This window comes from Streptomyces sp. NPDC047917 (assembly GCF_043204345.1).
Taxonomy (GTDB): Bacteria; Actinomycetota; Actinomycetes; order Streptomycetales; family Streptomycetaceae; genus Streptomyces; species Streptomyces sanglieri.
In genome coordinates this window covers 1-17,397 of sequence record NZ_JBIDCA010000022.1, presented here as the reverse complement: position 1 = coordinate 17,397, position 17,397 = coordinate 1, and the positions used below count along the sequence as shown (strand labels likewise).

The 17,397-nt window shown below is 68.8% G+C and carries 20 protein-coding genes and 1 pseudogene; 13 read left to right on the top strand and 8 right to left on the bottom strand.

Annotated elements, in window-relative coordinates; translation table 11 throughout:
* Positions 1–41: 41 nt before the first annotated feature.
* The 4 genes from ACGF8B_RS39185 (at position 42) to ACGF8B_RS39170 (ending at position 1,852) form a co-directional block, all read left to right on the top strand.
* Complete coding sequence (locus tag ACGF8B_RS39185; protein ID WP_392747379.1) at positions 42–707, top strand: SDR family NAD(P)-dependent oxidoreductase; 666 nt, start codon at positions 42–44, stop codon at positions 705–707.
* A 170-nt stretch (positions 708–877) separates the two neighbouring features.
* Entirely contained in the window at positions 878–1,228 is a 351-nt protein-coding gene (locus tag ACGF8B_RS39180; protein ID WP_392747378.1) for a cyclophilin-like fold protein, read from the top strand.
* Positions 1,229–1,394: 166 nt separating this feature from the next.
* Positions 1,395–1,634: a hypothetical protein gene (locus ACGF8B_RS39175; RefSeq protein WP_392747376.1), complete on the top strand. Its 240-nt coding sequence runs from the start codon at positions 1,395–1,397 to the stop codon at positions 1,632–1,634.
* Positions 1,631–1,852, top strand: a complete 222-nt coding sequence (locus ACGF8B_RS39170) for a LexA family protein (RefSeq protein WP_392747375.1) — start codon at positions 1,631–1,633, stop codon at positions 1,850–1,852. Before ACGF8B_RS39175 ends, ACGF8B_RS39170 begins: the two co-directional genes overlap by 4 nt.
* A 5-nt stretch (positions 1,853–1,857) precedes the next feature.
* On the opposite strand, the gene ACGF8B_RS39165 is transcribed toward ACGF8B_RS39170, so the two are convergent.
* Positions 1,858–2,148, bottom strand: a complete 291-nt coding sequence (locus ACGF8B_RS39165; protein WP_392747373.1) for a hypothetical protein — start codon at positions 2,146–2,148, stop codon at positions 1,858–1,860.
* A 631-nt stretch (positions 2,149–2,779) separates the two neighbouring features.
* Between ACGF8B_RS39165 and ACGF8B_RS39160 the strand changes: the two genes are divergently transcribed.
* The 5 genes from ACGF8B_RS39160 to ACGF8B_RS39140 all read left to right on the top strand — a co-directional run bounded on the left by ACGF8B_RS39160 (position 2,780) and on the right by ACGF8B_RS39140 (position 5,191).
* Positions 2,780–3,121, top strand: a complete 342-nt coding sequence (locus ACGF8B_RS39160; protein ID WP_392747372.1) for a hypothetical protein — start codon at positions 2,780–2,782, stop codon at positions 3,119–3,121.
* A 2-nt stretch (positions 3,122–3,123) separates the two neighbouring features.
* A complete protein-coding gene (locus ACGF8B_RS39155) occupies positions 3,124–3,456 on the top strand; it encodes a DUF6233 domain-containing protein (protein ID WP_392747371.1) in 333 nt (110 codons plus the stop codon).
* A 56-nt stretch (positions 3,457–3,512) separates the two neighbouring features.
* Entirely contained in the window at positions 3,513–4,172 is a 660-nt protein-coding gene (locus ACGF8B_RS39150) for a DNA ligase (RefSeq protein ID WP_392747370.1), read from the top strand.
* Between the two features lie 213 nt (positions 4,173–4,385).
* Positions 4,386–4,844 carry a hypothetical protein gene (locus ACGF8B_RS39145; protein WP_392747369.1) on the top strand — a complete coding sequence of 153 codons (459 nt, stop codon included), beginning with the start codon at positions 4,386–4,388 and terminating at the stop codon, positions 4,842–4,844.
* A gap of 149 nt (positions 4,845–4,993) precedes the next feature.
* Positions 4,994–5,191, top strand: coding sequence for a hypothetical protein (locus ACGF8B_RS39140; RefSeq protein WP_392747368.1), 198 nt, complete (start codon positions 4,994–4,996; stop codon positions 5,189–5,191).
* 366 nt (positions 5,192–5,557) lie between these two features.
* Here ACGF8B_RS39140 and ACGF8B_RS39135 read toward each other — a convergent pair whose 3' ends face one another.
* From ACGF8B_RS39135 to ACGF8B_RS39125, 3 genes and pseudogenes are all read right to left on the bottom strand, one after another.
* Entirely contained in the window at positions 5,558–6,412 is an 855-nt protein-coding gene (locus ACGF8B_RS39135; RefSeq protein ID WP_392747367.1) for an IS5 family transposase, read from the bottom strand.
* A 54-nt stretch (positions 6,413–6,466) separates the two neighbouring features.
* Positions 6,467–6,895 carry a RacP protein gene (locus tag ACGF8B_RS39130; RefSeq protein WP_392747366.1) on the bottom strand — a complete coding sequence of 143 codons (429 nt, stop codon included), beginning with the start codon at positions 6,893–6,895 and terminating at the stop codon, positions 6,467–6,469.
* A gap of 3 nt (positions 6,896–6,898) precedes the next feature.
* A pseudogene (locus tag ACGF8B_RS39125) lies at positions 6,899–8,017 on the bottom strand (DUF6192 family protein).
* 581 nt (positions 8,018–8,598) lie between these two features.
* On the opposite strand from ACGF8B_RS39125, the gene ACGF8B_RS39120 reads away from it, so the two are divergent.
* Positions 8,599–8,781: a hypothetical protein gene (locus tag ACGF8B_RS39120; protein ID WP_392747365.1), complete on the top strand. Its 183-nt coding sequence runs from the start codon at positions 8,599–8,601 to the stop codon at positions 8,779–8,781.
* A 22-nt stretch (positions 8,782–8,803) separates the two neighbouring features.
* Here ACGF8B_RS39120 and ACGF8B_RS39115 read toward each other — a convergent pair whose 3' ends face one another.
* Positions 8,804–9,538, bottom strand: coding sequence for an HNH endonuclease family protein (locus ACGF8B_RS39115; RefSeq protein WP_392747364.1), 735 nt, complete (start codon positions 9,536–9,538; stop codon positions 8,804–8,806).
* Positions 9,539–10,382: 844 nt separating this feature from the next.
* Between ACGF8B_RS39115 and ACGF8B_RS39110 the strand changes: the two genes are divergently transcribed.
* The 3 genes from ACGF8B_RS39110 to ACGF8B_RS39100 are packed head-to-tail and all read left to right on the top strand — an operon-like array spanning position 10,383 to position 11,865.
* Positions 10,383–10,625 carry a hypothetical protein gene (locus ACGF8B_RS39110; RefSeq protein ID WP_392747362.1) on the top strand — a complete coding sequence of 81 codons (243 nt, stop codon included), beginning with the start codon at positions 10,383–10,385 and terminating at the stop codon, positions 10,623–10,625.
* A gap of 7 nt (positions 10,626–10,632) precedes the next feature.
* Positions 10,633–11,619, top strand: coding sequence for a helix-turn-helix domain-containing protein (locus tag ACGF8B_RS39105; protein ID WP_392747361.1), 987 nt, complete (start codon positions 10,633–10,635; stop codon positions 11,617–11,619).
* Positions 11,620–11,643: 24 nt separating this feature from the next.
* Complete coding sequence (locus ACGF8B_RS39100) at positions 11,644–11,865, top strand: hypothetical protein (protein WP_392747359.1); 222 nt, start codon at positions 11,644–11,646, stop codon at positions 11,863–11,865.
* Positions 11,866–12,132: 267 nt separating this feature from the next.
* Here ACGF8B_RS39100 and ACGF8B_RS39095 read toward each other — a convergent pair whose 3' ends face one another.
* From ACGF8B_RS39095 to ACGF8B_RS39085, 3 genes are all read right to left on the bottom strand, one after another.
* A complete protein-coding gene (locus ACGF8B_RS39095) occupies positions 12,133–12,336 on the bottom strand; it encodes a hypothetical protein (RefSeq protein WP_392747358.1) in 204 nt (67 codons plus the stop codon).
* A 366-nt stretch (positions 12,337–12,702) separates the two neighbouring features.
* Complete coding sequence (locus ACGF8B_RS39090; protein WP_392747356.1) at positions 12,703–13,515, bottom strand: hypothetical protein; 813 nt, start codon at positions 13,513–13,515, stop codon at positions 12,703–12,705.
* An 871-nt stretch (positions 13,516–14,386) separates the two neighbouring features.
* Positions 14,387–16,888, bottom strand: a complete 2,502-nt coding sequence (locus ACGF8B_RS39085; protein ID WP_392747498.1) for a Helicase associated domain protein — start codon at positions 16,886–16,888, stop codon at positions 14,387–14,389.
* Between the last annotated feature and the right edge of the window lie 509 nt (positions 16,889–17,397).

The following is a 17,397-nucleotide window of genomic DNA, read 5'->3' as shown; positions in this document are numbered from 1 at the left end:
CCGTCTCCCCGTCCGACTCGAATTTCTCCCAGGAGCCCACCATGACCACCTTCGCTCTCATCGGCGCCGGCCCCGGCCTGGGCGCAGCCGTCGCCCGCCGCTTCGGCCGCGAAGGCTTCGACATCGCCCTCATCTCCCGCAGCCAGGACCACCTCGACGCCTTGGCCGCCGCACTGCACAAGGACGGCATCCACGCCCGCGGCTTCGCCGCCGACGTACGCGACGACCAGGCACTCACCGCAGCCCTCGATGCCGCGACCGCCACGCTGTGGCCCATCGAGGTCCTGCAGTACAGTCCGGTCCCGCACCAGGACTTCATGAAGCCCATCCTCAGCACCCACTCTGAGGATTTGTACAGTCCCCTGGCCTTCTCCCTGTTCGGCCCGATGACCGCCGTGGAACAGGCTCTGCCCGGCATGCGGGAACTCGGCCGGGGCACGGTGCTGTTCGTCAACGGCGGCAGCGCGGTCCACCCCCACCCCGAACGGGCCGGCACATCGATCGCCTTCGCCGCCGAAAGCGCCTACGCCACCATGCTGCACGGCGCCCTCGCCCCCGAGAACATCCACGTCGCCCAGCTGATCATCCCCGGCGCAATCGCCCCCGGCGACGAACACACCGACCCGGCCCTCCTCGCCGACACCCTGTGGAACCTGCACCACCAGCGCGGCGCCTTCCGCCACTACGCCTCGCCCATGGACACCTGATGCCCCTCAGTCGGCCACGCGCCTACATCCCCTGGGCGACAGCCCTCGCCGTCCTGACAGCAGCCGGCTGCACCACCGGCCCGGCCCACGACGACACCAGCCCCGCGGAAACCGCATCCGCGCCTACCCCGAGAGACTCACCAGCCTCCCCATCCGAAAGCGAGCACGCCGTGAACATCCGCCTGACCACCGAAAACGGCAGCTTCGAAGCCACCTTGAACGACAGCGCCGCCGCCCGCGATCTGGCCACCCTGCTCCCGCTCACCCTGGAGACGGAAGACTTCCACCAGACCGAACGGGTCGCTTACCCGCCCCGCAAACTCGACACCAGCGGCGCGCCAGACGCCTCCCACCCCAAAACTGGCGACCTCGCCTACTACACCCCTTGGGGCAACCTGGCCCTCTTCTACCGCGACGGCCAGCACTCCCCGAGCCTGGTCATCCTCGGCCACCTCACCGACCGCGCGGACGCCCAGCAACTCGCTACCGCCGAGCGCATCACCATCGAGAACCAGCCCTGAACCGCGTCGGGCGCACGCTTCGCACAGTCGCACTCAGTTGAGCCCATTCGCTTGTGTCAGGTACCGAGCTCAGGTGACAGCTATCGCGCTCCAGCACACATCCTTTCGAGCGGACTGCCCCGGATCGAGTCGCACCAGAAATCGAACAAGTGCTCTAATTAAGGGTATGACGTATCCCTTCCCCGACGACCTGGTCCGGGCCCAGCGCGACTGGCTCGCCACCTACCGGCAGCTCGCCGAACCCCGCCCCCGCCACACCACCGCCCTGCGCCGCCGCCTCCTGGACCTGTCCGCCTACCTGCTGTGGCATCCGTTCTGGTCCACTCTGCCCGGCACACCCGCCGCCCGGGTCGAGCTGCGTCGGCTCGCTCACCGCCAGGAGCAGCGCGGGACGCGCGCGGCATGACCCGGCCCGATGCCCTGTCCTCCCGGCAGGAGGCGATCCTGTCCGCGATCCGGGACTGGATCGCCGAGACCGGTGAGAGCCCTACTGTCCGGCAGATCGGCGCCCGGGTCGGCCTGTCCAGCACCAGCTCCGTCGCCTACCAGCTCGGCCGCCTCGAAGCCCGCGGACTGATCAGCCGCACCGGCCACCGCTGGCGCTCCTGCCGCCTGAGTACCTGATCCGTTCACGGGCTGGTGAAGATGTCGTGCCCGCCGATACGGCGCCAGACGATGTGAGCGCCGCGTATCCGTTCCGTCCCGTACGACCAGGTCGCCCGGCCGCCGCCGGACCAGGTGAGCTCGTAGACGCCGGGTGCGCAGCGGACGCGCTTGATGCGCAGGCCGGCACGGAAGCGGCCGGAGCGGAGGTCGGGCACGAAGGCCCGCGTCACGGTGCGGCGGAACGCGTGGCGCTGGTCGGGGGTGAGGTGGTGGAGGTCGGTGGTGAAGCGGGGCAGGGCCTCGTAGGTGGGCACGGCGATTTCCTCCAAAAAGCACGAAGCCCCCGGCCGGTGGCCGGGGGCAGTGGTGGTGGCTGTTCGTGTTGAAGGGCGTCGGTGACGTGGTGCTCAGTCGTGCCGGCTCGGGGGAGCGGTTCGTAGGTACGCGCGATGGAGTCGGTTGTTGGCGGTTGTTGGCGAGAACCGGCGTCAGACGGTGTGGGATCGGCCACGGACGAGCCGTGCGGTCAAGGGGCGGTGATCGAGCTCCTGGCCGAAGCCCGGACGTGCAGCAGCAGGACCTATCGGCCTCGGCCTGCGCATGACTGAGGGCCCGTCCACACGGACGGGCCCTCAGTCACACCGTGGCGGGCGGCGCGGGGCGTGGTCGGGCCGACCACGAGCACGGCCAGCTGGGCGCGTGCGGCGTTGATCCGGGTGGGTGCGACCCGGGTCGGCGGAAGACCTTCGAGCGCTTCGTTCAGATCGTCGGTCAGGGCGAGCGCGTCCTGTGGCCGGCCGAGGTCGACCGTCCTCGGCACACGCCCGGCGGCGCCCCCGTTCCCGCGCTGGCGAGGGCGGTTTCTCCCAGACCTGGTCGTGTCCGATTTGTGGGGTTCCGGCGCGTCACTGGCATCCAGTATTCGAACAGACGTAGCATTACTGTGTGCTCAAGTACACCTTCCCCGAAGATCTCCGCGCAGCCCAGCTCGCCCTCCACCAGACCCGTACCGCGTACGAGCAGTACGCCACTACCCTGCCGTGGGCAGCCGAGCCGATGCCCGGCTGGGAAGGCGACAAGCAGCTTCACTCCTCATACCGGTCCCACAAGGAGGACTCTCCCGGGTACACGGAGGAGCAGGCCGCGGAAGTTGCCCGTTTCCGCGCGCGGCTGCTGGAGCTCAGCATCACCGTGTCCACGCATCCTTTCTGGGATTCCGTCGACGTGGGCGGCCGTGTCGAGGCCCGCATGGCACTCAAGCACGCACACGAGCCGGCCGAGGCGTAGCCATGCCCGGCGGTGGCATATCTGACCTGGACAAGAACCGGGCGCTGGAGCAGTGGTTGGAGTGGCAGCTCCGCCAGGTCAGGGGCCGGATCCGGGAGCTGGAGGTCGCGGAGCAGCGGGAGCGACGGCGTCAGGAGCAGGCGCATGCCGCGCTGCGGTGGAAGATCCAGCCGCAGCGGTCGTCGTCGGCGGCTCTGGTGCACCGTGGGGACTGCGCCCTGTATCCGGTCGAGGGCGGATTCCTCGACCGTGAGGAGGCGGTGATCGCTTTGGCGGAGCCTGACATCGAGCCCTGCCAGATCTGCAATCCGCAGACGGGCCTGGCCGGCGGGTAGGGCCGTACGGACTGCCCGGCGCGCTTCGGGGGCGCCGGGCTCGCAGGATCGGTTCCGTGGAGTTCCCGATCAAGGTGGCGCTGGCCCAGGCGGTTCCGGTCCTGCCCGAGGGTCCGGGCTGGTGGTACGAGCCGAAGCTCGACGGGCACAGGACTGTGCTGCGTCGTACCGACGAGTCCGTCGTGCTGTACGCCCGCTCGGGCAGAGTCGTCACCCAGCACTGGATGGACCTGGCCGTCGCCGGCATGGAACTGCGCCCCGGCACGGTCCTGGACGGCGAGGCGGCGATCTGGCGGGGCGGCCGGCTCGACTTCGCCGCGGCGCAGTCGAGGGCCGCGTCGTCCGTGACCCGGGCCCGCGCCCTGGCGGCCCGGTACCCGGCTTCCTACATCTGCTGGGACGTGTTGCAGCACCCGGACCCGGCGATCGGCGACTGCCGAAGCCGCCCGTACACCGAGCGCCGCGCCCTACTCCTGGATCTGCTTGCCGATGTCGGGCCGCCGATCCAGGCCGTCCCGGCAACCGACGACCGGGACGTCGCTGTGCTCTGGTACGACGCCCTGCGGGAGCAGGGCATCGAAGGAATCGTCTGCAAGCGGGGCGGCGCGAGCTATCCGTCGGGGCAACGCGGGGGGTGGGTCAAGGTACGGCACGCGGACACCGTGGACGCCCTGGTGCTGGGGTTTACCGGCCCTCGGCTCAGTACCTGTTTCTGAGCTGGGCATGACATGTCTCTTCGGTGTTTGCCCAGCTCAGAATTCGAACGTCAGGGTCTGAGTGGTGAGGTTGGGCTTTTACCCGCGACCTCATGTCTTCCTCAACTCCCTTTGTGAAAGCGATCGTTATGGGTAGCCTCTCGGTGACCTTGGTGAGGAAAGCCGAGCCGGACATGGTTCGGCTGCTCGCCATGCAGAATGGGGGAAGCCAGGATGAAAAGGTTCGCACGATTTCTCGGAACGGGTGCCGTCGCACTGACCTGTCTCGTCGTCACTGCCACATCCGCTCACGCCGGCACCACATACCACGGCCAGGGCGTCAAGTACAAGCGCACGTCCAAATCCATCGGCTGTCAGAACCACGTCTATATGTGGACTGAGGGCGGCAACAAGGTGAGGGCCTACGCAACGCAGCACTGCGACAGGGCTGTACCCATCAGCCGGCCCACCATCGCGCTTTCCGGTAACAACGGAAAGACATTCGTCACCGGCGGCAAGGCCTGCAAGGCCGCCACGTACTGCCAGACCGAATACGTCACCCTCAAGATGACGAAGGGGTGGACCTACCGCGCGTCCAACGCTGGCACCGCGTCCACCGGCGCCCCGGGCGAGGGCGACGCCGTCTGGCCTGACAACACCGTGGCGCGCGTGACTAAGAAGGCACCGTTCTGACCGACCGGCCCTGAGCGGAGGACGGTCTGGCAGGGCGCCAGCCAGCGACCGGGCCGCGACCACCGGAGCCTGAGTACCAGCACCAATGTCGGCAGCGACTGCTGCCGTGGTCCGGCTCCGAGGAAACCGACGAAGGCCGCCACCGAAAGGTGGCGGCCTTCTGGACGCCCAAGCAGGAGACGCAGATCCAGGCCATCGTGGAGCAGATTTGCAAGGTGCGGGATCTGAACCGGCCGGGCGGGGGCGGGTGGCGTCGGTGGCGAGCAAGGCGGGCGCAAGGACGCCTGGCCGATCTGATGATGGACGGTGGCCCGGAGCTGCTGAACGAGGCGGATCTGTGGTGCTGAAAGAGCAATGCGATTGTGGAGATCCTGACGGGGTTGACCGGCGGCGCAAAGCCGCGCGGTGTTGCTCTGCTTCAACCGGTGTGCGGCGCCCCGGCGGCGCGGGAATCGGGTCGGCGAAGGCAGAACGAACCGGGGATGCCACCGCGCAGGGCCCCGGCAGCAGTGTCGGCACCGGCATCGACTACAGCTGACTACCCGGCAGGCCCGCAGCACTTCACGAGAGAGGGAACCCCTTGGTCGACGGCTGGCGGCCGGCCTCGCTGTTGCGGATTGGCCGGTGGAGCTGTCGTGGTGGTGCGACAATGAGGCCGGTTCAGGGGCTCGGTGGCGTCTTGGTGGCACTGCTGACCGTCAGTGCCGAGACGATCAGTCGCGGTGAGCCTCGCGGGAGGCAGGTTGTCCGCTCCTGCGGGAGCTTCGGCGGGTGATTCGCCTGGTCATGAGTGTGATCGCGGCCCAGGTGATGAGTGATTCCGAGTGCTGGATGAGGCGTTCGTAGTCGCGTGCGTGTCGGCGGGCGTGCATGATCCAGGCGTGTGAGCGTTCGACGACCCAGCGCCGGGGCAGAACGACGAACCCGGGGACGTTCTTCGGGCGGCTGACGGTCTTGATCGTCAGGTTCAGGTAGGTCTTCGCCCAGGTCACGAGCTGTCCGGCATATGCGGAGTCGGCCCAGACGATGGTGATTTCGGGGTGCATCAGCCGCAGTCGGAAAAGCACTTCCTTGGCCGCGTTGCGGTCGGTCATGTCGGCCGGGGTGACCATGACGAACAGCGGCAGGCCCTTGGTGTCCACGACCAGGTGCCGTTTGCGCCCGTTGATTTTCTTGCCGGCGTCGTAGCCGCGGGAGTCCTTGCCGACGGTGTCGGCGGCCTTGATCGACTGGGAGTCGATGACGGTGGCGACTGCTCCGGGGGCCCGGCCCATCTCGCGGCGGATTCGTTTGCGGAGCTGGTCACGGATCTGTCCGATGACGCCGGCGGCTGCCCAGCGGGCCATGAAGCCGTAACACGTGCGCCAGGGCGGGAAGTCCTTGGGCAGTGCCCGCCACTTGCATCCGGTGTCGACGACGTAGCGGATGGCGTCCACGATCTCCCGGCGAGGGTGTTTTTCGGGACGGCCGCCGACCGTGGTCTCGCAGGCCGGGACCGGCAGTAGTGGTTCGATCAGGGCCCATTCGTCGTCCCAGGTGTCGGAGGGGTAGCAGCGCCTGCGCGGCAACGTTCCCTCCCTCAGGCGGGGCGGGGCCGGCCGCTTCGCGGGCGGCCCCGCCGGTCAGGCGTCGGTGAAGTCGGCGATGACGTCGAGCGTGGACTCGACCAAGCTGAGCTGGGTGTTGAGGTGTTTGATCCATCGGCCCTTGGGCTGGAGGGCGGCGTGCGGGGCGACGGTCCCGGTGATGAACCGGCGGATCTCGGTGAGCTTCCCGCGGATGATCGCGACCTCGTGTGCTTGGAGTTCGGCGGGGTCGGCACAGAACTTGTAGCCGTCCTTCAGCGTCCAGATCAGCGGCGGCCAGCCGCGTTCGGTGATGATGTCCCGCAGGCAGGCCAGGCCCGAACGGGTCTGGTGGGGCGACAGCTCGCTGGACCTGACCAACTGGGCGAAGGTCAGACCGGCTGGCCGTGCCTCGAAGAGCACGAACCGGACGGTGTCGGTGTGTCGCTGGGCGGCGGGTGATTTGTGCTCGGAAGCGCGGGGCATCGTCTATTTGCCTTGCAGCAGGCGGGCCAGCTCGCCGTCGACGTCCACCTTGCCGGTGTCTACCGCGGTCTCGATTCAGTCCAGGGTCGCCCGGACCCGGGCGACGTTCTCGTGCACGATGGTGCGTTCGTCGTTGCCGAGCTGGCGGTCGCGCAGGCCCGGGACGACGCGGCTGGACGCCGCGACGAACGCGTGGCAGGCGGTGACCAGGTCCAGGAACTCCACCGATCGGTCGATGCTGCGGATCGCCGGGGCGACGGGACTGGTCTCCTCGGAGTCCTCACGGGCCTGCCGCCCGCGTTCGACCTGAGCGTGGTTGACCTGGTGGCGGGCGGTGTCGTCCGACATTGCCCGGAAGGCGACGTCCGGCCTGCGCAGCAGGCCGGTGGTTACCTCGGCGGCGACGTGCTCGTCACGGGTCAGTTCCTCGACGACCTTCACCTTATCCGCCTTGGCGACGCGGGCGACGACCGCGGGGCGGCGCAGGAAGTCCGGGGCGACGGCGGCGGCGACCTGGTCCTCCCGGGTCAGTTCCTCCACCGCCCGGACCTTGTCCTCGTCCCTCACCTGAGCGACGACCGCCGGACGCCTGAGCAGATCACTGGTGACGGTGGCGGCGACCTCCTCGTCCTGGGCGAGCGTGTGAATCGCGCTGACCTTCTCCTGCGGGGTGACGGGCTTGACGACCTGCCGGCTGACCCGCCGGTTCGCCTCGTCCGGCGTCCAGCGGGACTTGCCCTCGGGCGGGTTGAGGACGGTGGTGAACCGTTCCTCGTCGTCGGCGATCGACGCCAGGATCTGGTGGACCGTGAACGACACCCCCGTCACCCGCCGGTCCTTCGGCCACTTCGACGCGGTCCACCGGGCCTTGTCCACCATCGCGTAGGACAGCCCGATGTCCTCGGCCAGGCGGAACAGCGACTCCTTGACCGTGAACAGCGAGTCGCTTCGCTCCTGACCGCCGGACTCGCGCATCGGCTCGACTTCGAGCGCGTAGTCGCCGACCGTGAACTGGATCCGGCTGGCGGTCTCCACCAGCTTCCGCAGCTCGGCCACGATCTCCGCGTACCGGTTCGCGCTGACACTGCCGACCTTGTCGGCGTCGTTGATCTGTTCGGGCATGGCATTCACCACCCACCGCGGGGCCGGGGCGCGGCCAGCGGCTGCGGCGAGACCCGTCCCGCTCTCGCCCGAGAGTCAGACAGGAGATATGACGATCACAACGAACGACAGTAATTGACCAGTTTCTGAACGGAGTTGGAATCCGGATGCGTTCGCGATGCGGTCACTGTGACCGTTCGCCGAACGTTTCCTTCCGGGCCCGCCAGGCCCTCGTGACGCACCGCCGCGAGCAGTAGACGGCGTTCGAACGCCGATCCACCCCGGCCACCCAAGTCGCCCTGCACTCGGGGCACTCGGCCTGGCCGGCACCGCTCAACTCGGCGGCCACCCGCTTGCGCAACCGGCGGTCACGGCGCCACTGCCTGGAACGACACGCTGCGGAGCAGTACACGGCAGCGGGCCGCGCGTCCGGCCTCAGCCGTTCACCACAGCCCCCGCACGCTCGCTCCCCGGCCTCCCCGGCGTCCTCGGACACCCAGCCAGCCTAGGTCCCAAAGCTAACCAAAACCGGGGATCAAAAACAGGCACTCAGGCCGCATCACCTGGTTCTGGGGGTGGGGGACGAGGGCGGTCCGGCCAGAGTGTCCGCACGTCTGGAGCCCGTTCTCGCGGCCCGTGTCGGTGAGGTGCTGGACGGGGCGGTGGTGGTGGGGGAGCGGAGGGCGGAGGGGGAGCCGTATACGCGGGTGGAGACGGATCTGATGGTGGAGGTGCTGGCCGGGGCTGGCCGGCACGGCATCCTCACTGTGGTCCGGATACGGTGAGGGTGCCGTGCCTGACTGATGATCAGGGGGCGACCTCGTACTTCACGACGGTGTCCGCGCAGTCCTTGGCCAGCTTCTCCAGGGCCGCGCGCTCCTTGTCGTCCGCGGTGAGCTTCCACCGCAGCTTGGTGCCCACCCAGTCGGCACCGTACGTGCACTGTGCGGACGCGGCCGGCGGGAGCCATTCAGCCGGATCCCGGTCGGCCTTGCTCCTGTTGGTCTTCGCGGTGACGGCGACCAATGACCTGTCGGCGGTGAGGTCGTTGGCGTACTGCTCGCGCCGGTTCGCGTCCCACTTCGAGGCTCCGGAGTCCCAGGCTTCGGCGAGCGGTACGACGTGGTCGATGTCGAGCTTGGTGGCCGCGGTCACGGTGACCTCGTCGTAGTAGCTCAGCCACTCGCCTCCGCTCAGTGCGCACCGGGCGCCCTGCTCGGGATCCTTGACCGCCTCGGCGATCAGGACTTCCTTCCTGGTGTCGCAGCCGTCCTTGTCCGCGTCGACCCACAGGTGGAAGGAATCGCGCTTGTACCCGGTGCGGTCCTCGGCACCGGCCGGGATCTTGGCGATGGCCTCGGCCAGGGACAGGTCGCTGCCGCCCGCAGGTGCGCCGGGTGCTGGGGACTCCTTGCCCGGCTGGGAGGCGGCGGGGGCCGAGGGCTTGGAGTCCGACTCGGATTTGGCCGCGCTGGGATTGCATCCGGCGAGGGCCGCGATGAGAAGGGCGGTGGCGATCGGGGCGAGGCGACGTGCTGTCACAGCGGTACTCCGGCAGGTCAGGGGCTGGTGCGCCCTCATGATGGCAGGAGTGGACAGCTGGTGACAGGCGGTCAAATGTGCAGGTGGTAGGCCCTGCTGCGACAGCACGGCATTCAGCGACGGGACGGCTGACGCTGCGGTGGCGCACGGGGATGCGCGCGTTCGAGAAGGCCGGCGTCTTCGACGTCATCACCTTGAAGCCGGTCACCGGTCCCCCGGATGGAGGCCCCGGTGCTCAGCCAGCAGCCTCGGTGGCCTGTGCGGAGATGCCTGGCTTCCCTCCCGGAGGACCCACCCGGCGTTGGACGGCACTGAGGCGCCGACCGCGCAGAATCACCAGTATGCGAACGAGCCGGCGGCCGTGAGGCCGTCGGCTCGTTCGCTGTGGGCCAGGAGGCAACCTGGCTGCACGATGTCCCTGATCAACTTGGTGAAGCCAGTGGTGCAGGGGCGTACCAGGATCGTCCCGCGCGCGGCGGATACGGGCAACCCAAACTGGTTTGCGCATGGGTGTTTACATGATCATTCAGTAATCGGTGCCCCCTTGCCGGATAGGCACTGATGAGCGACCGGATGAATGCCCTGGTCAAGGATTCCTCTGCCCTGAAATTCCGTCATGCCTTGGCCAGGGATTGCTGTCCGTTCTCACCTGCGGGCGCCAAGAACGAGCATGTTGAGGGTGAGATGCGTGTGAAGGAAAACCACCGATCGGTCGTGACGCCGGGTCACATAGTGGCAGCATTTCCGTCACCGCAACGAGGGGCGAGGCAACGCTCCGCGGCAATTTGGTGAAGCCAACCGGCCGGCGGCGCATGCCGTCGGCCCGAACGAAAGACAGCACACGATGTCCATCATCACTCGCGGCGTGCCGCCGCGCCCGTGCCTGCCGGGGGCGACCGTCATTACGGTCCTCATCGTCGTCGCCGCCGTTCTGGTCCTGAGGGGGGTGGCCCCGGCCGACGCCCTCGCTCTCACCGGCGGGGCCGGCCTTGTCGGCGCGGTCGTCGTCCGTATCTCCCAGGACGGGGCGCTGACCGCAGTCCTGCGTCCCCTTGCTGCGGTTCTGCAGGCGCCCTCGTCGGCCTGAGCGAGCGATGCAGCAGCGCAAGGTCCGGCGCCTGCGCGAGGTGCCGGACCCCGACAGCCCCGTCGGCCAGTTGGCTCGCGCCTTGCGCGTCAGCCGCAGAACGGCTGGCCTGTCTCAGGGCCAGGCCGCCGACGCGATCGACGTGTCCTCCTCGACCGTCCAGCGGGCCGAGGCCGGCAGGCGGGTTCCGGACCGAAGGGTCGTCGACGGATACGTCGGCAAGCTCGGGCTCGATCCTGAGCTCGCGGACCGGCTCTGGAACAAGGCCAGTCGCCCCGCAGGACGGCAGCGCCGCACTCTGACCGACTCGCCCTCCGCCTGGATGGTGAGTTCCGCAGACGAGCTCGGCAGAGCTCTGACACGGGTGTGGGAGGAGGACGACCGGCCGTCCATGCAGGTTATGGAGGACCGGGTCAGCGCCGCCCGCGAGGCCGAGAAAGGCCGGTACATGTTCTTGTCCCGGAGCACGGCCAACCGGATCATCCGCCGCCGTCAGCTACCGACCAGCGTCGAGCAGCTGCGCTCCTACCTGCGCGCGTGCCAGGTCCGGGAGCGCCAGGTCCGGATCTGGATCGATGCCTACCGACGGGTCAGGCTGAGAGAGCAGGAGGAGGCGAAGGCCAAGAAGGAAGCCGAGGAGGAGGAGAGGAAGTGGTGGCGCGGACAGAAGGGATACCGACGTGCCATGAGCATCGTGATGGCGGCCGGCTTCCAGCCGGTCGAGCCCTTCCCCGGCTCCTCCACCACGCCCTGGGCGGTGCGATGCAAGAGCTGCTGGCGCTTCTCCCGGGTCCGCCTGGCCTCCATCGTGAGCGAGCGCCACAGGTGCCGATGCGCGCCAGCGAATGGCCAGTACGCCGGGCCCATCACTGAGACCACCTTTCTGACGGCCTGGCCCGCCAACCGGCGGGCCAGAACTCCGCGCAGCCAAGGCCCAGGCGGAGACACCAGCACCCCGTTGCACGGGAGCCCGGCGGCCGGGGCGGGCTGGTGATGCGCTGCCCGTACGATGACCGGCGTGACCGTCCGCCGTGCCCTTGGCTCCGGCCCCCAGGCTCCCGCGCCCAGCATCCGCGCCGCCCAGGCCGACCTGCTCGACACTCTCCCCGGAGAGCGCCTGTCCGACCTCGACGAGCTGCGCGCCCGAGGCGTCCTCGGCACACGCCCGGCAGCACCGCCGTCCCCGCGGCGGACCCTCGGAACCGGCGGCCACGCCAACGAGGAGTCGGCTGGGCTCTAGTTCGGCCCCGGAGATCTGTTGCGGCATCTCTTGCGCCTTCTACTGCATCATCTATTGCACTATCTGTTGCCCTCTCTCCGGGGCGTTGTGGGTTTGTGCAGGTCACCATGCCTGTAGAGGCGTGGTCGGGGTGCTGACATCCCCTCTGCGCACCCCCCTGCCGCCCGAACTGCCGAAATGGAGAGGGTGGGGCGGGGCGGGCGGGAGCGCCTCGGGGATCGGCGGCCGGCCAGTCCCACTCGCGCGACGGCGGGGCCGCGCGCGGGCCTACGGGGCGGCCCGTTGGCCGGGCAGATAGACCATCACGCCACCCGGGATCGGCACACACCGGGTCTCGGTGGGCAGTTGGGAGACGAGACACAGGTTCTCCGCCTGTCCTGCGGCGCTGATGCGCTGGAGGTGGTCACGGCCGTACAGGACCGTCCCGGGGTTTTCCAGGGTGCCGGTGATGCAGAGAACCGGGTCCGGCATGAACTTTCCGCCATCGGCAGTACCAGCGTTCAGCTCGGCCTCATTCGCCGCGGCGGCCGCGTTCTCCAGCGGGCTCTGACAGGCAGGACACAAGATCAGGGCGAGACGGCCCCCCTCCCACTTCCCGCTCCAGCTCTCAGCGGCCCTGGACGTGAGGTCCTTCGGGGCGAAGCAGCGGCATCGGCTGCATCGGAGCCGCGTGCTTATCCGGGTCTGCGGGCGCTTCTTTCGACTCATGCCCGGTCAACGACAGCACCGCCGGGCCGGTACCGGCCCGGCGGTGCCCGGCGAACTCCTGGGAGCCGTCCCGGACCTGCTGGCCGCACCGATCCCGCACGCAGACCCGTATCGGGGGCCGACCTGCTCCTACTCGCCGCAGTGGCATCCCACGCACACCCGGCAGCAGCGGCAGAAAGGGCACTGCTGCTGCATCAGGTCGCCGCACGGCTGGTACTGGTCGTCGGCCGGCCCCGGGCAGTAGCACTCGCAGCAGGAGCCGCATGCGCTGTGGACCCGGTCGACACGGCGGCCGGTGAGCACGGTGGTGCCCCGGTCCCCGCAGTCCCGGCACCGGCGGGGCACGACCGGTACCGGCTCCGGCAGTGCCTCCATCTCCCGCGCCCACTCCCTCAGCGCCTGGAGGTCGGCGACGGTGATCCCGGCGGCCGGGTCGACGGCGTGCGCGAGCACCGGGCCAACCGTCGGCAGGTAGGCGGTGGTCCGGCGGATCTCCTCCCGGTGATGGTCCTTGGCACGCACCCATGCCACCGGGCGGTCGTGGGTGCGCGCCCAGGAGACGATCTCCTCGGCCCGCCAGTGCAGGTCGGCCTCCGCGTCGGGGGACCGGCCGGGGTCTTCCACCCGCATGTAGTGGACGGTCGAGGTGTGTTGCAGCGGCACCAGGGGCGGCAGCGTCTCCCATCCCAGGGCGGGGAGCAGCGGATCCAGCTCGGCCGGGGTGTACGAGGAGACCAGGACCAGGTCCGCCGGAAGACCCGCAACGGCCCGGCCGACCTCGGCATCCAGGGCGAGCCGCAGACCGCGCGGGCGCGGGTAGACCATCGCGGCCCACTCCTGCCAGACAGCCGACGTCACATCGTGCAGGTCGTGCCCGGCGGGCAGCGGCCTGCCGTACGGGGAGAGCACACCATCGATCTCGATCGCAATGTATGGACGCATACCCGCAGAATACGAAAAAAACAGGCGCATCACGATCAAATGCCTTTATTCCCTTACCAGTTGGGTGTACTTGCCGAGATCCCCGCCCGCGTACGCGAGGAAAAGAGTCACCTGCTCGGGCCGCAGGGATGTCTCGGACGCATGAAACCGCCCCTGCTTCGGCACCACCGGGGTAGGGAAGGTGGCACCTCATCTACCAGCGCATGCCGAGCGCATCCAGGTTCGCACGCCGCTGTTCAGGGAGTTTCCCGCGGCGCGCTTGCGGACGTTGTCGAGCCACGTGCCGAGCGACACGCATGAGGGCCCAATGGGCACCCACACCCAAGATCTAGTGGTTGGGTTGTTCCAGCCACCCAGAAGTTGTGGTCCCTGGCCCGCCGGGGGTGTGGCCATCGCCTATGCTTATGACTGTTCCCGACGGCCCGTCACTTACTTCACCGGAATCGGTGAAGCCCTGGATTCCCAGGGCAACTTCGGTGCCTAGGAGGCACAAATGAATATAGAGATGAAGCGCCCGGTTGGGCGCTGCGAGAAGCGTCTGTCGATCCGGCAGATGGTCCTCGACTGGCTGCCCGTCCTGCCCGTCATCATCAAGGCGGTGGCATGGATGGTGCAGAACGTCTAGCGGAAGCGAGACGGAGATGACCCCGGACGATGCCGAGCTCAGCAATGAGCCCGGCCGCGAAAAGTTCGGCCGGGCTCAGTAGCTGCATCTCTGCGATAGGAGGGCCTGGACCGGTTGCCCCCGGCCTGGGCCCTTCGTCGTGGCCAGCGATGACCACCTGTCCATAGTAGACACCACGAAGCATGCGCAGCCAAGTCGCGGAGGCGCCGTAGCGGAAGCCCACTTTTCCGAGCCGCCCCACGTCGGCTACCAGCGCATACCGAGCACATCCAGGTCCGCGCGCCGTTGTTCGGGGAGTTTCGCGGCGCGTTTGCGGACGTTGTCGAGCCAGGTGCCGAGCTTGACCACCACGACCCCGTCAGCGCCGTTCTGACGGCCCGGCACCGCCTCTGCCGTCTCCAGGTGCTCAGCGTGCTTGCGGGGCACTCGAAGGTGTCCTTCACGGGCGTGGAACTGCCGTGCTGCCGCGAGGTTGGCCGCCCACTTGGTGTCCTGCGTCTGCTTCACCGGCCGCTCGTTGTCCTCGGCCGGGGTGAGCTTGAGCGTGTTTTCCAGGATCCACTGCTGTACGGGCAGCAGCTGCTCCCACCCGAACCGCTGCGCGGTGACCCAGCGTCCGAGGTCTTCGCCCTGGACGACGACGTCGGACGCAGCCTCCGGGAGCGTCCCGCCGGCCTGGACGTGGATCTGAACGAGCCGGTAGCAGCGCTGCCACCCGGTGTCCCACACCGGGCACCACCCCGGGTCGATCGCATCCAGCTCGTCCCGCCGCGCCTCGGGCATCGCCCCGGCCGCCGAAGGGACAAGGAGGCCGGCCGCGCGCAGCTCCTCGTTCTCCCGCGCCCTGCGGGCCGACGCACGGGCGTTCTTCGCCCACACCCCGATCGGATGCCCGTCCCAGACTGCGGTGGTCGGCGGGAGGAAGTGGCCGTGCACCGCGGCGTATTCCTTGGCGACGGCGATCCCGTCCGCCCAGGCCGCATCCTGCTCGGACCAGACCATCCCGAGCTTCTCCAGCTCGGCGACCCGCCCGGCCTCCAGCGTCCCGGCCGCATACGCGCGCCGCTGCTCGGCGATCCACTGCCCGAGCGGATACCCGCCCACCCCGCCCCAGTCCTCCGGCGTGACGACCGTGTACGGCACCCGCAGGGCACTGTTCCCGGTCTCCCGCAGCCACCGCGTGGCCGCCTCGATCCCGCGCCGCCAGTAGGCGCCCTCCGGGTCGATGACCCGCAGCCGCACGAACCGCGCCAGCACCGCCGGGTCGCGGTCCTCGCTGAACCGCAGCACACCGGCCGCCGCCCTGCTCAGCGCCACCGCGCCGTCCCCGTCCCCCAGGACGTCCCCGCCGTCGGCGCCCTCGCCGTCGTGCTCCTGGTCCTGGCCGTCGATGTCCTCCCGCCCGCTGCGCACACGGGGATCGGCCAGTGCCTCGATGGTGTCCGTGTCGTGCGCCCGCAGGGCCCCGAGGACCTTCGAGAGGGCCTTATAAGCGTCCGACGTCACCATTTCATCGCCACTCTCGCCCGGCCCAAGAAATACCGGCACGATCAAAGTCGCGAGCTTCCCCCGCCCGGGGCGGGTCCGCAGCGCACGCCCGACCATTTGCACGATGTCGACCATCGACCCACGCGCATCCGCGAAAAGCACCGCGTCGCATGCCGCCGTGTCCACGCCTTCCCCGAGTACCTTTACCGAGCTGAGAACACGCAGCGCGGCAGGGATATCAGAAGTCCCGCCGATGAAATCGGACGCGAATTCGTCCAGGACATTTCGGCGGTGGGCGGGGGAGTGCTCACCGTAGAGCCAGTCCGCCCACACTCGGCCCGCCGGCGGGTACACCTCCGGGTCGTCCTCGGCCAGCGTGGCGGCGACCGCCGGCACCCCGGCCGCCATCGCCTCGGCCTCCCCGACCCGCGAGTGGAAAGACAGCACCCGCCGGATCCGCTCCTCGGCCGCGGCCCGCATCAGCCCGGTCTGGATCGCCGCCATCCTGGCCCCGCGCGCCGCCCCCGACCCGAGCCCCCCGTCCAGGAGCGCGGCATGAAGATCCGGATCGCGAATGTCCAGGCACAGCACCTGATACGGGGCAATAATCCCCCGCCGGATACCTTCTGAGAGCTTCAGCTTGTAAGCCACAGGCCCGAACACCGGGCTGCCCGGATCCATGCTCGCGATCAGCCTCGGCACCCCACCCTCGGCCTCCCACACCCGCGCCGTCGCCGTCATATACAGCCGCCGCGCCGCCGGAATCCGCTCCTGGTCATGCACCGCAGCCCACGGCTTCCCGGCATCACCACTGGTCCTGTGCGCCTCATCAATGATCATCAGGCTCCAAACCGAAAGGCCGGCCCCGTGTGCCCGCTGAAGCACCCCCACCGAGGCGTACGTCGCGAACACCGTCACGGTGTCCAGGCCGTTCACCCACTCCGCGAGTTCGTCCGGGTCCGTGGTGCAGGGGATCCCGTCGGACTCCTCCGCCCGCAGCGAGCACACCCCGACCATCGCCCCGGTTCGCCCGCCCAGCCGCCAGGCACGCGCCATCTGCGTCAGCAGATCCAGCGTCGGCACCAGCACCAGCACACGCCGCGCAGACAGCCGGTGCGCGGCCTCCACACCGATCAGCGTTTTTCCCGATCCCGTTGCGGCAATTACCTGCGCACGAAGACCCTCGACAGGAATATCTCCGCCAGGCGGATTCGCGAGAGTCCGCAGAATCCCATCAACTGCTTCCGCCTGGTGCGGCATCAATTCCATTGGCGGCATTATGACTTCCTCTCACTCAGCTCAAGAGACCTGGTGCGACGTCACTCCAGCATTTATCCTGCCGTCGAATTGACGCACCCCCAGAAGAGGTGGCAGGCGAGACCGTGAAGAGATCCCGATCTTGGGTATGTGGTCTATCGTCAGAACAGAACCTATCCCACTCTTGCAGTTGACGCACGCGAGGTTCGGAAGTGTTCGTGACCGTTCTAACCTGATCGGTCATCAAGCAGGTTCTGCACGAGCGAAGTGACTACCCGTAACATCACGACGCGCGAGACACCCCTACTCGTAGCCAGCTGCCCGCGCAGCGGGCCTACTTACCAGGCGCGGAGCGGCTGGTAAGTGATCCGCCTTGGCGGATCGTCACGGTTGGCGCGGAGCGCCTACCGTGACCCAGGGCCACGGAGTGGCCCAGCAACCCGGGTTGCGAAGCAACCCGGGAAAGTGCCGCGTAGCGGCACCGCGTCGCGTCTGCGGAGCAGACCGCGCGC